Source organism: Rhodococcus qingshengii JCM 15477 (assembly GCF_023221595.1).
Classification (GTDB): domain Bacteria; phylum Actinomycetota; class Actinomycetes; order Mycobacteriales; family Mycobacteriaceae; genus Rhodococcus_F; species Rhodococcus_F qingshengii.
Genome location: NZ_CP096568.1, coordinates 134861 through 150951, shown reverse-complemented (window position 1 = coordinate 150951; position 16091 = coordinate 134861). Strand labels below are relative to the sequence as shown.

Genomic DNA, 16091 nt, shown 5'->3' with positions numbered 1-16091 from the left:
CTACACAACCCTAGCCATCAGCGTCAATCATCGCTACGTATCGGGCATATGTGGCTGCAGACGCCACCGCATGTCGCTCGATGGTGGCAGGGGAGTAGCCGAGAGTGTCGGCGAGGATTGCGGCGGGTGCGAGCTTGGTGAGTTCGTGCAGGGTGCCGAGCCGGGCGGCGCGGGTGCCGAACGTCGACTTCAGGCGGTTCCGCAAGTGGCCCGGGTTGATGTGTTGGCCAGGGATATAGCCGCGGAACACCCAGCGCGTACTTGGGTGGGCGGCGGTGTTCCCGAGGTCTCGTTCTCCGGCGAGATATCGGAATGGTTCGTCGAGCGGTGCGGGAAGAGCGATGGCGATGTCGCCGAGTGTGACGGTCACGAGTTCGTCTGAGACTATGACGTGGTCCCAGGTGAGTTTCACGACCCGGTCGATCTGTTGGCCGAAGACGAGCACCAGGATCGCCGCGGCTCGATCTCGCGGATTCAGTGCGGGTTGGTTTGATGTAATGCCATCGACGACGTCTTGCTGGGCCTCAGGGCTCATCTTAGAGCTTGTACCACGACGATGTGGTGTCATTGTAAGGTCCCGAGCGACCAGCTTTGTCTTGACTGCCCACGCGAGGAACCGGATGGCGAACTCTCGCGTGCTCGGGCCTTCGGCCTGCCACGCGTCCAGATCCGCTTGGGATAGATCGTCGATCGAGATGTCCCGGTCGGTGAGCCAGTTGAGGAATTCGATTGTGACGGAAACGGTTTGCTTCGACCGCAGGAACGTGCCGTGTGACACCGACTCCATGCAATACATCTGCCGCAGGTGATGCCAACGAATGTACCGGGTCGCGACTTCCCGGTGCTCGGACGACTTCAGCCGGTCGAGGGCTTCATCGGACCAGTCGATGTAGCGGTGGAGTAGTCCGTCTCTGGGCGGCAGGATCTGGTGGGTGACCAGGAGTTCTCGGACGTATTCTCGGGTGCGCGATCGGGGGAGTTGGTCGATGACGTCGTGGGAAACGAGCGGTGTGCGGGCCAGCTCGGTGAGGAACGCTGTGACATGTTCCTGGTTGATCCAGGTCAGACCGCTGTTGGCCCGTTTCATCGACTTCAGGGCAGCTGCAAAGGGTTTCAGTTCGTCGTTGATGCTAGCAGTCTCTGGATTCGTCAGTAGTCGGTCGACGGTCGCCCTCAGGACGCATCGCCAGCAGCATCCCTGTGCGTACAGTTCTTCCTCGGCGCCGCACTCAACGCAGTCGACGTTGAGTTTTATGCCCGCGCATTTGCGGCACGCCTGCTGGCCGTTGATGATTCCCGGCAACACCCCGTCGTGACCGCACGCGCATACGCCTCGAGTTCGTTTGGCTGCTTGGTAGCAGTAACCGCACACTCCGAGGCCCTGCCAGGTGACGACACATTCTCTGTGCTCACCGCAGCGATCGCATGGAACTTCCCACCGTTGTGGGTCTTCAGGTTTACGTGGTCTTGCCATCGTCATCATCGCTACGGACGACTCGGATCCGGCGGGCAACCGAGCGCTTGTCGCTGATGCCTAGGTCGGCCGGGTTGGCCGGTGCGTCGGCCGTGGCCGCAGCTCGGATCTCGACATATGGTTCGAAGAGATCGTTGGGTGTGCATTCAAGGATGTCGCACAGCGCGGCGAAGGTGCGCGCAGGGATCCGCTCGGGTGTGCCTGTCACCAATCGGTGCACTTGTGCGTTTGATAGGTTGATTCCGCGGGACTTGAGAAGCGGGATGAGTTCCGTTGTCTTCCAGAGGTTGTGATCGGCCATTCGTTGGCGGAGATTCCAGCGATAGCCGATTCGGCGTTGCTCGCTCACGTGTCCTTCCCGGTCCTTCTTTCGTCACGTGTGACGATTCGTTGCTGGATCATCCGTTGGATGGTCTTTTGTTTGAAGTCTGCCGAGACTGAGGTGTAGAGCGCGGTGGTGGATGAGTAGGCGTGGCCAACTTGCTGCTGGACAAACATAGGATCGTATCCGGCCTCGAGGAGATGAGTGACGTAGGAGTGGCGCAGGCAGTGCATCTTCAACTCTGTCGGTAGCCCAGCCAGTTCGCGGACCGCAGTGAAGGTGCGATTGAAGTTGCGGATGCCCGTGGCGCCAGCCCGTTCCGACGGCCACAACGAGGCCGAGCGGTCCGCAGTGGCGAACTGTTCGCGACCCTGCGGCGAGAGCCAGTGATCGAGAAGATCGACCACCCAGTCAAACTCAGGCACCGTGAGAACAGTGCGACGGCGCGGTCCTGACCCCGACATGCCTTTGGCGTAGCGGATCTGAACGGCGCCATAGCGGCCGTACTTGTCTACGTGCGGATTTGGGCCGAAGTCGTGGTAGTCGAGCATGGAAAGTTCCCGACGGCGCAAACCGTAGGCGTAGCACACCTTGAACGCGGTGGAGTCTCGCATCAGTGGGAGCCAGCGCTTCGAGCCCTTGGCGAACTCTTGATCGACGAGGTCATCGCAGGTGTCGAAGAATGTCTGCAACTCGGTCTGAGTGAAGCTGCGCCGGTCCGCTGGGATGGCGTCATCGGTCTTGTGGCGCGGCGTGTTCCACTCGAACACGACTTGGGCGGGAACGTCGTCAAATACTTTGCTGCAGAACGCAGCCCACCCATACCTTTCGTCAGTGACGTAATAGCAGAAGGACCTGATCGTGCCAGCGTTCGCGCGCAGCGTCGACACCGAGACGGCTTTCGGCCCGGTTCGTCGATCAGCCAGGAACTCATCGACATGGATCGGCTGCCAGCCCCACGGATACTCGTTGGAGTGCTCCTGGAACCGAGAGACCAGGCCGCACGAGGACCGAATGAACGGCACACCGAGCCCACGGGCCAGCATTTGCGCTCGCCAGCCATCGAGCATCGCCTCAAAGACTCGGTCCTCGGGTCGCAGCAGCCCGACGACGCCGTTCGACAGGAACTCTGGCAGCCGACCTGGAACACTCTGCATGAACGCAAGTGTAGCGCGAGAATCTCTCATCTGTTTGCATAAACCGATGTCGATCTGGGGATCAGGCTCGTGGGCCACCGTCCGGCAGCAAGTCGTCACCGGCCACAGGCAGCAGTTTCGCTTGAGATCCAATGGGACGAGTTCTCTCATCTAGTTGAACTCGACCTTCTTTATCGCCGATAACAGAGATTATGTCAACTAGTAGTTCGGTCACTCGTATATTCTGCGAATAGCTCCTCTGTTTGTAACGGACCCTCGTCTCGCCGAAAGCTACTGCGACCTGCATGAACACGCTCAGTCCGTGCCGTGGCGGATGCTTGCGGCGAATGAGAGCATGCGACGGACCTACTGCACGCGGACGGCTGTGACCTGGGTTTACGTCGGCATCTGTTGCGGTTTCTGCTCTCTGACTGCAAAATATGCAGGCCGACGAAGGGTGGATACGTGGATCGACGAGATGTTGGTGGACGGTTGATCTACCTACCGTCCGCCCCGGGTCCGGTTCTCGCCGAGGCGTTCCTCGATGACGTACTCGCTGGCTGGAGACGTGCACAGGCCACCCAGAACTTCCGCGCAGGCACTGCCGATCGACGAGTCAAACTCATCCACCGCATGGTCGACTTCGTGGGATCCCCACCCTGGCAGTGGTCCCCGCATGATGCCGATGAGTTCTTCGCACATCTGCGCGGGGTGCGGAACCTCTCCCACGCAACGATCCGTGCTTATCAATCCGATGTCAGGCTGTTTCTGGACTACGCCACGAATCCCCTCTACGAGTGGAACGAGAACTGCGGGAGGCTTTTCGGGACCGTGTTTTCGCAGGTGATCAACGACTTCAACCGCGCCACGCACGTGCAGACCAACGATACGCAGGACAAACGTCGACCATTCACCAGAACAGAACTGCAGCAGTTCTTCGACCTGGCCGATCTCGAGCCGGAACGCATCCTCAACTCAGGACGCAAAGGAGCCCTCGCCGCGTGGCGCGACGCGGTGGCGTTCAAGGTCTTGTACGGGTGGGGCCTGCGAGCCGGTGAAGGACGACAACTCCAACTGGTCGACAGCTCTCGAAACGTCCGTGCCCCCGGTTTCGGTGAATGGGGTCTGCTGCGCATCCGGCATGGGAAGGCGATGCGCGGATCTCCCGCCAAACAACGCACGGTTCTGACCGTGTTCGACTGGGCTGCAGAGGCGCTCGAGCACTGGGTGAACTACGGCCTTCCCCGCTACGGTCAACCCGTCAGCGACCTGTTCCCCACTGACCGCGGTGGCGCCGTCGCCGGCAAAGATATGTGGAAGCGGATGCGGAACCTGTTGGACGAGCTGGGATTTCCGCCCGGCCTCGATCTGCATTCGTTGCGACGTGCCTACGCCACCCACCTGCAAACGGAATACGGATACGACCTGAGCTTCGTTCAGATGCAGCTCGGTCACGAGCACGCAGCAACTACCTCGATTTACACGATTGCCTCCCCCGACTACCGGGCGCGCCACTTGGAGCAGGTGCTGGCGGAGACGCTGCGTCGCAGTGTCGGTGGACGAGACGGTGCACAAGGAAGGGACGAGGGACAACAATGAAACGCGAAATCCAGTACCGATGGCGGGTTCGTGAACACATGGCCCGCGCCGGGATGAAGAACAGCCGTGATCTAGTAGAACCGTTGCGAGACAGAGGAATAACGCTTTCTGAATCGCAGATCTACAGGATCGTCGGCCAAGATCCCGAGCGGATCGCGTTCAGTGTGCTCGTCGCCCTCTGCGACATCTTCGGTATCGAAGCCGGTGACCTCGTCGCCTACACCGCGACGGATGCCAGCCGTCGACGCGACAAGCGGGCAGTCAACTCGACCCGGGACGTTCCTCTCCTCGACGCATACAGACCGGTCCGGGCACGGATCGTCGACGACGATGCCTGACCGTCCCAGAGGTCGACCCAGGACGGTCGGCGGCTCATCGGTCTGCGACCGCTGCACGATGACAGTTCCACGGCACCGAGTCCGATGGCCCACCGAATCACTCTGCGGTGCATGCTTCACAGCGGCTGTCCGAACCTATGGCCGCTGCGCTCTATGCGGAGCCGAACGCATGACGCCAGGACGATCACCCCAGGGGCAGCCGATCTGCCGGGACTGCGCAGGCATCACCACTGCGCTCGACTGCACAAAGTGCGGCCGCGAGGCCGAGCGTCTACGCGGTGGCCACTGCGCACGATGTGTTGTCGCAGCAGACCTCACCGCGGTCCTCCGACCGCACGATCCCCCAGACCTCCGCCTCAAACGACTCCTCTGCGAACTCGCAGCCGTCTCGCGGCCGGAAAGCATCATCACGTGGATGCGAGGCAAAGCCGCCGCCGAGCTGCTGAAGCAGATCGGCGATCGTGATCTTGCGCTGTCGCACAGCGCTTTCGATGATCTGCCACCCGGCCGACACGTCGAGCACCTGCGGGAAATGTTGGTGGAATTGCACATCCTGCCCGACCGGGGCGATCCACTGTTGGCACGGTTCGAGATGTGGCTCGACAACCGCCTCGAGGCCCTCGCAGACCACCCCGAAGTCCGTGCAGCCCTCGAACCGTTCGCCCGATGGCACCACCTTCGACGCATACGCGAAGACCGCGTTCGCAACGTGGACAACGCCACTCGAAATGCGAAGCAGGAGATCACCGAGACAGGGAAGTTCTTGATCTGGCTGAGCGACCAGCATCGAGCCACTATCGACGCCCTCACCCAGGACCACATCGACGAGTACTTCTCCAGCGGCACCACCACCCGCACGGCTGCTCGCAACTTCCTCCAATGGCGAGCGAAGACCGGAATCGGGAAACGCTATGACCTGAGATGCCGAGAGGCCCGACAAACGCCGCTCGTCTCATCTCGCGAACGACTGGAGTTGATTCGGACCGTGCTCGAGTCGGACACCGCACTGCTCAGTCACCGGATCGCAGCTCTGCTGTTTCTTTTGTATGCGTTTCCGGTTCGTCGCATTGCCGAACTACGTTGCGATCAAGTAGAAGTCACACCGGCAGGCATCAAACTTCACCTCGGTGAGCATCCCGCCCCAGTCCCGCCACCGCTACTCCGCCTCTTCCACGATTACATGGCTGCACGCGCGAATCAGCGCACCACCAACAACCAATCGCCGTGGTTCTTCCCGGGAACGCGGGCAGGGCATCACCTCACCGCGCAAGCCCTCCAGCAGACGTTCAGGAGGGTCTTCGGCATCAACATCCTCGCAGTGCGCAACGCCGTGCTACACGATCTGACCAAGGAGCTCGACGCTGCTTCGCTGGCCGACCTACTCGGATACAGCAACCAGATCATGAACATCCACGCGGCGCGCTCGGGCGTCCCGATGGGCAGCTATCCCGCGAGCCACCTACCCCAGTAGAGCCCGCACCGCATCCGCGCATCGGACTACCGAATGCCATACGGGCGTCGACGAATAACTCCAACTTAGATAAGAGCTTTATCCAGTGGTCGATGAGATACGCTGCCCGGCAACGAAATACGTCCACACTGAACGTGCATTGTCAGTGTCGAGTGGCAGCGTCGCTACCAGAGTTGGAGTGGACGCTCTGCAACCTCGGCCGTGGCGATACGCTCTTCGATGGTGTCGAGTCCTAGGTTCTGCTCGATGTTATGAAGAGACCTGCTCACGATCAGCGGCTCTGTCCCCATCAGCGGTCCATCGACGTCACCGCACCCGGCGGCACCACCCCCCCGGATCATTGATGACAGGGGCACGAAGTCATACCTGGTTTGGCGACCGCAGCCCTCGGTTTCAAGGACCGTCTAAAGATAACGGGGGGCTGCCGGAGAACATGCTTTCCACCTTTGCGTCCCTACCGATGAGCCGCTCGCCCGTATGCCGTTTCGAGGTTGGCCGAGGGCGGATCGGAATGTGTGTGGTGGTCGTAGTGTCATGTGCCGCGGTTAGCGTCCGGATTGTCACCAGGACGTTTGTGTTGGAAGTCCTACCAGCGCACAAGGACCAAGGAGTTTGTCATGGCGTTCGATCCGATCTCGATTCTCGTCGCAGGTGTTGCCGCGGCGGGTGCAGCCGTTCACGGTTCCCCGCTGCCGCCGCCCGTTGCAGATGTCGCTACGAATGTTGTTGCTGCAGTGGAGTATGCGGCTCCCGAGTGGGAGGCTCAGTTAGCTCCGCACATTGAGCAGATTCCTGCGAACATATCTGCGCAGGTAAAGCAATTGCTGCCCTCAGAGGAGACATTGCCGGCCATTCCGGCGCCAGTTGCGCCGGTGGAGAACATCGAGTCCGCCCCTGCTCCGGCGCCGGTGGCAGTTGCGCCGATGGTTGCGCCCGTCGTACTCGCAGGTCCGGGATCATCTGCCCCGTCTGCTGTTCCACCGTTGACTTCGCTGATCCCCGGGTTGTCGATCGTTCCCCAACTTGTTTTCGATCCGAACATTCCGCGCGATGTGGAGGTGGCCCGCAAAGTCATCGAAGCGGCGTTGACTGCGCTTGGTCTGCCGTATCAGTGGGGTGGCGGCGCCCTCGACGGTCCGTCGATGGGAGATGGAACAGGCGGCGCGACAGCAGGTTACGACTGCTCCGGGTTGGTACGCTTCGCGGTGTTTCAGGCCACAGGCAAGGAATTGCCTCGGACGTCGCAAATCCAGTTTACAGTTGGCACTCAAATCTCTTGGGACAGTGCACAGCCAGGAGATCTTGTGTTCGGAAACTGGCAGGCTGACGGAGCGAATCACGTTGCGATCTACCTTGGTGGCGGCCGCATGATTGAAGCCCCTCAGACGGGCCAGCTAGTGCAGATCAGCGATGTCCGGTCGGACATGGTGCCGGTCCGTCTCTTCTGAGTGGTCAGCCATGTCCAGCGCGGACGAGGCACGTGAAATGGTCGATGCGACGGGTACACGTCGACGGCTGCAAGCCTTGCTCGCTAACGGGTACCGCGCGAAGGATCTCGTTACCTCCTTGGGTTTGCACATCAGTTGTCAACGCATCATCCGAAGCGAGAAAGTATCTGCGGTCATCCGCGACAGCGTTGCGCAGTTGTACCGAGAACTTGAAGATCAAGTCGGCCCGTCGGATCTGGCCCGCGAACGATACCGTGGGCTCGGTTACCTGCCGCCGATGTGGTGGGATTCCGACATCATCGACGACCCGTCTGCCGAGCCAGCAGGCGTTCGGGTGTACACAAAGATTCGAGTCGAAGACGCACAAGGCGTCAGCCGGTATCGCCGAGTATTGGTGGACGTCGTCACCGAAACACGAGCGGAACGTGTCGCTCGCATGCACCGACTGGGGTTGTCGGTAGATCAGATTGCTGTTCGTATCGGGACTCGGGCCCGCTACGTGAGGCGAACCTTGGTTGAACTTGACGTTGTACATCGTCGACGCTCGTGCCCTCGGTGAGGCAGATTCGGATTCCGTCCGTTGAGGTGAGCGGGGATCGCATTTCTTCGATTCCCGCTCACCTGGTCATGTCGAGAGTTCGACGAAACATGCAGATCACCAGGCATTTTCGTCGTGGTCCGTGACCGGCAACCCTAGGGGCGGCCTGTTCGAGATGTGCTGTACCGGATGTAGCGTCCCGTTCCGAGAGGTTGTTGGTGGAACAACCCGCACTGGTCCATTAACGATCGAGGAGATTCGACGACGATGAACTCACCGAAACCGTCAACTGCGCCGGCTTCCTTGCCTGGATCTGTGATCCACGGTGGACGAATGTCGGCAGAGATCTTGTCCACCTTCCTGCGTGCTGCAGTTCTGTCCGGGCATGTAGATGGAGTCCCTTTCCCTACCAACGGGAATGACGGCGCAGAGGTTGTAGACGAAAGGAAGATGTCATGAACAACGTGGGGGAGAGCCGCATCGAAAATCGATTGGGCGCAATGCTTTCGGAGTTCGATATAGGCGAACACCAGGATGGATCCATGCGGATCGACTTCGCGCTGGGTGCAAACGCTGACGGCGGGGATCCTCGATGAGGACTCGCGAGCTCGTTGTCGTGCAGGTCAATGCGACAGGAAATGATCCGGCGCGACACGTCGCGCTCGAAGTTGCGGCCGTGAGCCTTGTGAGCGGGAAAAGTTGGGACTTCACAGTGCCGCTAACTCATGAGCAGCTCGTTGACGCGGATCCATCAACTCTCCGTAGGAATGGCTATTACCGTCGAGGATTGGCTGACCGTGTCGATCTATCTCGTCCACTTCTCTCTGGTCGAATCGCCGACCTGGCGGGGGCTTTAGCCGGCAACACTCTCGGTGGTACTGCGCCGGAAGAGTCTGCGGATTTCCTCGCGCGACTGTTCCGTAGCGTCGATATCGAGCCACGATGGCACCCGCGTTTGGCAGACATCGGAGCTTTGACGGCTGGGGCATTCGGGCTGGCTGCGACGTCGATTCCGACATTCACGGCTTGCTGTCGAATGTGGGGAATCGACTTTGATGCAGATGAGCCGTCAGCGATGACCACCGCCGCAGCCGCCGCAGGGTGCTTCCACACTCTCGATCAGTACAACGCGGTCGATGTGTTGCACGGGAGTGCACCACAGCCGGTCAAGCTGTCGGTGGTCCCCGACCCTGTAATCCGCACACATCCATGACCGGGCGAGGAACTGTCGAGAACTTTCTTTCTCGGCTTGCGGCTCGACACCTCGTCGTCGCATATCTCGTCGTCGTAGTAGTCGTGAACGTGGCCCAGTCGCTGCGACGAGATGCCGCCTTACCGTCGTGGACCTTCTGGCTCCTCGATGTCCCATTGGTGATCGTCATTTTCGGAATGACCGGACTGTGGATCATGCAGCGCGTGCAGCGGTCTCGAGGAACGGGAGGTGCCCCAAACGATGAAACGTCACAGTGACGAACCGGGGGAGGGCCTGGGTACGCCCGACTCACCCGAAATATGCGCGAAGATCATCCGGCGATACGCAACACTGCGCGAGGAATATCTGAACGGCAAGTCCGACTCGGATTTCAACAGCTCGTCTACAACCGCTCAGGAACGTTGGCTGATGTGTGAAATTGGTGGCTTACGTAAAGCCGCCGATCTGCTTTCTTCAGATACATCAGACACTCTGATAGGGCTCCCCTCGCGGTACTGGGACCAATGGCCGGGCATGGTGGACGAGATCCGCAGTGGTCACGTCGAGAACCGAGACCGCGAGCATGGCGCGCCGCCAGCAGACCCTGCCTGCACAGGACCTGGAACTGAGTTCGCGGGAGACGCAGTCACATTTCGAACTGAGCTGCGATGCGTGCGGCACCGACGTCCAGCTCCAGCAAACCCACGAGCTTCCGGCGCCCTGGGCAGACGGATGGACACAGTCGCACGGCGAAAACTACTGCCCCTTGTGCTCCCTCGTCCGACAACAGACCTGGGGAACAACGCTCACAACCGAGTGAGCGAGGACGAATCATGACGGGCAACAACGGTGGATTCGAACGGCATTAGTTCAACTCTCGACCATCCACAGCGCCGCTGCTGTCGACAACGATGCCACCGCAACACTCATGCGGTTCCAACTGCACAAAATCGATCACAGTTTGGTGGTCCTCCTGTCGGTGTGCGGACGTTGCGCGTCCGATAGACAGGTGCGCCGACCGAAGCCCGTTCGCAGACCTCGATCTCATCGAGTCGCTGACCACACGGTGCATCGACGGATGCTTCGCCTCCGCATCAATGGATCTATCCTGTGGGGTGTGGGCCCGTCGACGAATGCATGGATCAGCCGTGGTGTTGGGCTCGATCGCGCTGTGGAGGTGACCGCAGCGTGGCTTGCTGACGCCGGCGACAACTATGGACAGCGTGCGCTAGTCGTTCCCCAGAAAGGGGATCTTCACGATCCCACTCCGGCTATTGCGCGCTTCATCGCGAACGGCAACGTAGGCAGTAGCCGTAGTTTGTCGGTGCAAACGGGCGGTCCGATACTTGCGTTTGTCCCAACTGTGGAGCTGCTAGCGGACGCGGTCCGGTTGGCCGACGGCAACGCCCTGGGTGTGGTCGAGCACGCCGCCGGTGAGGTAGCTGGGTGGGCGGCGGCCGTGGGCGCGATTGATCTGGCCACGGGCGCGGCGGGTCCGGAGGTAGATCCCGCGTTGCGTGAGGCATTCGAGTCGATCCATGACGCCGGCTACAACGGATACTCGTTGTCGGATTCGTTCCTCAGACGGCGGATAGACGAGGACCTGGAGTTGCTGGTCCAGGCCGATGTCTCATTCGAGTTCCTCGCCGGGTACATCGTCGGCCTCGGCGCTGGTGGGCATCGCCTCGATGGGTTGCGCCAGGTCTACACGAAGCACACCGGTCGGTAAGGCGTGCGTTCCACGCGGGATCTGGCTGTACGAATCGTCGAGCAGCACCGGCGCGCGGTGAGCGGCGAGCTGAGATCCGCGCTTGCCGCCTTCCGCGATCCGATCGTAGATTCGCCACGAGAGCGGGATGTGCAGTGGGCGGCAGGTGGTACAGACCAGCGTCGCGACTTTCTCTCCGGATTGTGGGAAACGGCGCTGGCAGAGGTAGTCGAGCTGTGGCGCGTGGCGGACGAGCACACCGCCGGCCTGGCTGTGTTGCTCGGCCACAACGAGCTCTTACCGATTCCGATGTTGTCGCTGGGGCGATCCATTCAGGAAGCGTTACGCGAGGTGTGCTGGGCGGTAGATCCCGTGATTGATCCCTCAACGCGGACATCAAGGTGGGCGGCACTAGCGCTACGGACGATCCAGGGGAATGCCGGTCCGCTTTCTCAGATGCCGAACGGTGCCGTGAAGTTGGCCGATGTGCGCGATGCAATGAGCCAGATGCATGCATTACTCGACGGTGAGCAGTTTGACCTCCGGTTCGACAAGGCCGGCGAGTTCGTCACCTCGATCGCATACGAGGGCAGCGCACGGGCGGCGTTAAAGATCAACATCACTGACGCCGCGGCGGCTTACATGCCTGGATCCGAGCACATGTGGTCGCTGGGATCGGGGGCTACACACTCACGCAACTGGTTCACCGGAGGACTCGAAGGCCCCAACGATCTCTTTTACATCATGATTGTCGCGCTGCTGCTTGACTTCACGGACGCCGTAATCGACCTCACTCACGGCTTTGTGGGCCTACCGACCGCTGACTTCCACAACCGAGCGCACCTACGACGAACCGCGCTGTTCCAGAGAAGGCCCGATCACGGTCGTTCGTTGATGCAAACCAGCTACAGCGACTACGCAACCGTCCGCGAAGCCGGCCTTTAGGCCACAGAGGGGACGGACAGCGATCGCTGCACGATTCCGCTGACACGACAGGATGCCAACGCGCACTTCGATACGGTGGGTTCATGGAGTTTGACGCGGTGCTCTTTGATATCGGTGGTGTCCTGGAAGTCGTGGAGAGCATGGACTTTTCCAGCAAGTACGAAGACCTTCTCGGTCTCCCTGCCGGGACGATCGCGGGCCATACCGCTGACCTATGGCCGGCCGGCGCCTTGGGTCTTCGGACGGAGGACGAGATACGCCGCGAAATGTCCAGCCGGGTCAATCTGTCCGCGGCAGTGGTGGAAGAGATCTTCGAGGACATGTGGGCGCAGTACCTGGGAACCGCCGACATCGAGTTGACGAACGACCTCGCCGGATTGCGACCTCGCCTGCGCACCGGGTTGTTGAGCAACAGCTTCGTGGGCGCTCGCGAGCGAGAGGAAACCGCTTACGGTTTCAGCGGCCTCGTCGACGACATCGTTTACTCGCACGAAGTTGGCATAGCCAAGCCTGATCAAGAGATATATGCGCTGGCATGTCGCCGACTCGACGTGGACCCCACACGGACAGTATTCGTCGACGACGCACAGATCGCCGTCGACGGCGCGGCCGCAGTCGGAATGACGACAATTCTGCATCACGACACCCACTCCACCATCGCCCAGCTCGACACCCTGCTCACATGATTGTCGACACCCATCGATCTATTTTGAGCGTCCGGCAGGAGTGTCACGACTGGGCGGCGCGACAGAAATCGGGAATAGCCGCGACATACAATCGCGGTCAGAGCGAAGCGCCAGGCCGAGATTCCGGCCCCGCTGTGAGGGAGGGGCAGAGTGTTCGATTGGAAGAAGAAGCGCCACGATTCGAAGATGACGCTCGACGATGTGATGTCGAAGCTCCGGCCTGACCTGAGTCGGGAATCGCTCGGCGTCGGGCCCGACTTTCCTGGCGTCGCCCCGAACCCGCTAATGAGCAGTGATGCACGCAAGCGCAATGCGGAACTACGTACGGGGGCGCTTGCGCTCGGCGTTCTCGTCGACTGGCGGGAGGTCAACAGCAATCCACGCGCGGTCCTGATGTTCGACGTGGAGACCTTCGACGGCATCTCGTTCCGCGGTATCGCAGACGAAGACCTCACGATCACCGAGCTGACACGACTCGCCCCGGGACAGACGTTGCCCGTGCGCTACCGGCCGGCCGTCATGGACCACTACGTCGCCCTTGCCAGGGACGCGGACCCCGCCGACGTGCAGCAGCTCTCTGACGAGATCGCGAGCCGCAAGCGGGCCTGACCCGAAGCCATTGGCTGGATCTCTAGGGGCACAACCAAAGGAATAGGCGCATACGCATTGAGGGCCACAGAACGAGTTCTGTGACCCTCAACGCTCGCAGGCACTGGTTGGATGCAACTAGGCGGTGACAGCTGCCCCGCCGTTGTTGATCTGAGTGCGCAGATTGTTCGTCAGTTCCTCCGCACCGGTTCGTCCGGAGTCATTGATCGGCGTGCTGGCATAGGAGTTGTGATCGTCGTTGGCGATGAATGTTGCGTAGTTCAATACTTCATCGAGAACCTTGCCGGGAGTGAGCTCGTCAGCCATCTTGTTGAGCATGGGGAAGGCGTCGAGAGGCAACGCTTTCAGCGTCTTGCGGACCGCATTGTTGAGCTGGCCGACGAGCTTTCCGAGATCGGGCGGCAATGCAATGTAGTTTTGCATCGCCGCATTCGCCGAGATACGTGACACGGTTACGCCGATGGCTGCGTATTCGTTGATCGGCAGCTTGGAGACGACCTGCCCGATGACAGTGGAGAGCTGTGTGGCGAAGTTGATCACCTGAGGAGCAAGCTGCGCGAGCAGTGCCGGAACGGCGAGGAAGTCACCCCGGGCGACTGTGTCGGTCAGCTGAGTGACAGAGGCGGTGATAGGTGCGATATCCGCGCCGGGGATCGTTTTGGCAGCGACATCTGCACTCAGATTGCCGACCTGTGAGGCGAGATCGAGCGCGAGCTGCGGGACCGCCAGGAAGTTTCCGGTAGCGACATTCTGATTGAGTGCATCGAGCGTCTTGGTCAGCGGAGCGCCATTGAGGCCGAGGAGAGTCGTGACGACGCCCGCGACGGATTTCACCGGATCACGCGCATCGATCTGAGATCCGAGCGCCCCGATGAACTGTGTCCCGACGGCATCGTCGGGGGTGTTGCAGTAGAGATCGCCGGCAGCGCAGACGCTTACAGCGATGTCACTCAGCTCACCGAAACCAGCCGGCCGAGCACCAGCAAATCCGACGCCCGTGATGGGAGCGCCGATGCTCTTTCCCGCGTTCTTAGATTGCCCGGGGTCGGCGAGAAGGGCGACGCCGAACATACGATTGCGATCAACTGGCCCCGATCCGCTGCCAATATCTGCCGCAAGATCGCCGGCTGCATCAGCGCCTTGGGAGAATCCGGTGAGACCGAACTTGGTGTTGGTGCATTCGGCGGCCTTATCCGCGATCATCTTCGAAGCGGTGTCGATTGCCTGCTTCTTGCTTGTGCCGTACGTGTCAGCTTTGTCGTCGACGATGAGAGCCATGTACGGCACGTACTCGACTTGGAGCTGCGCGGTCGAGAACTCGTTCGCCAGTGGATCCGTGACGTTCTTGAGCATGCCGCGCGACTGGGTTGGATCGGCATCCGCGGTTGTTTCTGTCGTGCCTGGAATGGCAAGAAGAAGGTTGTCTGGGCAGGCAGGCTTCGGTGCACTTTGATTGGCTGTCGCAGCCGGGACCGCGACGACAGCTGCCAGAACTCCGATGGCAACAGCGGCCACCGTGACTCGTCGTGCGGTGATGAATGTACTCATCGGAGTGTCCTTGTCTTGAGGGCGGGAGTGGAGTGAAGCTCAGCTTGCGAGGGAAAGGTTCTTCTTCGCAGAGCGGTACATGGAGATCCGCTTGATCTTGGGTTCAGAGACATTGAGGTGATCGCAAACGGCGTCGCGCACTCGGGCGATCGACCGACTCAGCCGCTTCCGGGCAGCCGCGTAAGTGATCCCCATTTCTTCCGCCAAAGCGGCGACATCGACACCGTCTTCGTTCATGTACGACCGCATGATCAGTGTGCGGTCGGAGGCCGAGATTGTGCCCTGATCGACTGCCCAATCCAGCACTTCCATGACATCGATCTCGGTGGGATCCTCGGCACGAAGAAATTCCTCCGCTGCTTTTTCCTCATCTGCGATTTGGAAATAGGTGTCGCCGACGGTGACGTCGAGAGCAGTGGTGGTCGCAGTGATTTTGTGGAGGGTGTTCAGTGCGAGCTGCCCAGCGATTCCTCGGTGCGCTCCGCGATACGTCGAGATTGTGTCCCAGAATGCATGAAGAGTTGCAGCGGTCCGGTCTGCGTACGCAGCGTGTGCGGCGACGCCGTTGGCGACTCGGGCGTACTTCTGCATCCCAGCCAGTTTCGGGCGCATGAATTCAATCAGCGTGTTGCCCGCCAACGACGAGCCGGCTTGGTGTGCGTGGAGCAAGACCGACAAAACTGCGTCGGGTTCGCAGAAGGTGAGTGCCTTCAAATCCGAGAACGACTCGGCGCCGGCAAGCTCGGGCCGCGTGCTGACCCATTGCGAGAGTTCGATGCGAGCGGAGGGCATCGCGGACTCTCGTATCCACTGCTGATGTAGAGCAGCGAGGAAGTCGGTCGAGTTGACGGGAATGGCGGCGCTGGTGTGCGCGTGGATGGACGTGTCCACGGCGATCTCCCTATGCAGAAGGAATTGGTCTGCAGAGGAGTAGATCAACGGGTTATTGCCGTGACCTGCATGTATGTCATTGCCATTGAGGTTCCTGTTATTGCCGCGGCTGTGCCGATCAGCTCAACTGCGCGGTGAATGAGGTCACAGTCGATTACGTCGCGATGGCCGGAGCAGGCACTTCCT

16 protein-coding genes are annotated in these 16091 nt (G+C 60.6%); 11 read left to right on the top strand and 5 right to left on the bottom strand.

The features are described from left to right. Window positions 1-10: 10 nt before the first annotated feature. The 3 genes from M0639_RS34280 to M0639_RS34270 form a co-directional block, all read right to left on the bottom strand. Window positions 11-1306, bottom strand: a complete 1296-nt coding sequence (locus M0639_RS34280; protein ID WP_248671205.1) for a Fis family transcriptional regulator — start codon at window positions 1304-1306, stop codon at window positions 11-13. Between the two features lie 151 nt (window positions 1307-1457). Beyond that, complete coding sequence (locus M0639_RS34275) at window positions 1458-1823, bottom strand: helix-turn-helix domain-containing protein (RefSeq protein WP_054802584.1); 366 nt, start codon at window positions 1821-1823, stop codon at window positions 1458-1460. After that, window positions 1820-2953, bottom strand: coding sequence for a tyrosine-type recombinase/integrase (locus tag M0639_RS34270; RefSeq protein ID WP_064075756.1), 1134 nt, complete (start codon window positions 2951-2953; stop codon window positions 1820-1822). Before M0639_RS34270 ends, M0639_RS34275 begins: the two co-directional genes overlap by 4 nt. A gap of 444 nt (window positions 2954-3397) precedes the next feature. Here M0639_RS34270 and M0639_RS34265 point away from each other — a divergent pair, with 444 nt between their 5' ends. The 11 genes from M0639_RS34265 (at window position 3398) to M0639_RS34215 (ending at window position 13466) form a co-directional block, all read left to right on the top strand. After that, window positions 3398-4531: a tyrosine-type recombinase/integrase gene (locus M0639_RS34265; RefSeq protein WP_082893326.1), complete on the top strand. Its 1134-nt coding sequence runs from the start codon at window positions 3398-3400 to the stop codon at window positions 4529-4531. Then, window positions 4528-4869 carry a helix-turn-helix domain-containing protein gene (locus tag M0639_RS34260; protein ID WP_054801363.1) on the top strand — a complete coding sequence of 114 codons (342 nt, stop codon included), beginning with the start codon at window positions 4528-4530 and terminating at the stop codon, window positions 4867-4869. The genes M0639_RS34265 and M0639_RS34260 overlap by 4 nt, the downstream gene beginning before the upstream one ends. 169 nt (window positions 4870-5038) lie before the next feature. After that, entirely contained in the window at window positions 5039-6340 is a 1302-nt protein-coding gene (locus M0639_RS34255; protein WP_064075581.1) for a hypothetical protein, read from the top strand. 617 nt (window positions 6341-6957) lie between these two features. Next, window positions 6958-7788 carry a C40 family peptidase gene (locus M0639_RS34250; RefSeq protein ID WP_064075580.1) on the top strand — a complete coding sequence of 277 codons (831 nt, stop codon included), beginning with the start codon at window positions 6958-6960 and terminating at the stop codon, window positions 7786-7788. Between the two features lie 10 nt (window positions 7789-7798). After that, a complete protein-coding gene (locus tag M0639_RS34245) occupies window positions 7799-8347 on the top strand; it encodes a hypothetical protein (RefSeq protein ID WP_064075579.1) in 549 nt (182 codons plus the stop codon). 434 nt (window positions 8348-8781) lie between these two features. Next, complete coding sequence (locus M0639_RS34240) at window positions 8782-8922, top strand: hypothetical protein (protein WP_155404355.1); 141 nt, start codon at window positions 8782-8784, stop codon at window positions 8920-8922. Window positions 8923-9113: 191 nt separating this feature from the next. Then, window positions 9114-9539 (top strand): hypothetical protein, encoded by a 426-nt coding sequence (locus M0639_RS34235; RefSeq protein ID WP_064075577.1) that lies wholly within the window; start codon window positions 9114-9116, stop codon window positions 9537-9539. Between the two features lie 1096 nt (window positions 9540-10635). Next, a complete protein-coding gene (locus M0639_RS34230) occupies window positions 10636-11247 on the top strand; it encodes a hypothetical protein (protein WP_156525108.1) in 612 nt (203 codons plus the stop codon). 3 nt (window positions 11248-11250) lie between these two features. Beyond that, the gene (locus M0639_RS34225) at window positions 11251-12171 is read left to right on the top strand and encodes a hypothetical protein (protein WP_064075573.1); all 921 of its coding nucleotides are present in this window, start codon (window positions 11251-11253) and stop codon (window positions 12169-12171) included. Window positions 12172-12254: 83 nt separating this feature from the next. Further along, window positions 12255-12857 carry an HAD-IA family hydrolase gene (locus tag M0639_RS34220; RefSeq protein ID WP_054801376.1) on the top strand — a complete coding sequence of 201 codons (603 nt, stop codon included), beginning with the start codon at window positions 12255-12257 and terminating at the stop codon, window positions 12855-12857. Between the two features lie 150 nt (window positions 12858-13007). Next, window positions 13008-13466, top strand: a complete 459-nt coding sequence (locus tag M0639_RS34215) for a hypothetical protein (RefSeq protein WP_197486223.1) — start codon at window positions 13008-13010, stop codon at window positions 13464-13466. 117 nt (window positions 13467-13583) lie between these two features. Here M0639_RS34215 and M0639_RS34210 read toward each other — a convergent pair whose 3' ends face one another. Both M0639_RS34210 and M0639_RS34205 read right to left on the bottom strand, forming a co-directional pair. After that, complete coding sequence (locus tag M0639_RS34210) at window positions 13584-15014, bottom strand: cutinase family protein (protein ID WP_064075572.1); 1431 nt, start codon at window positions 15012-15014, stop codon at window positions 13584-13586. A gap of 39 nt (window positions 15015-15053) precedes the next feature. Further along, on the bottom strand, window positions 15054-15905 hold the full coding sequence (locus tag M0639_RS34205) for an RNA polymerase sigma factor (protein ID WP_064075571.1): 852 nt from the start codon (window positions 15903-15905) through the stop codon (window positions 15054-15056). Between the last annotated feature and the right edge of the window lie 186 nt (window positions 15906-16091).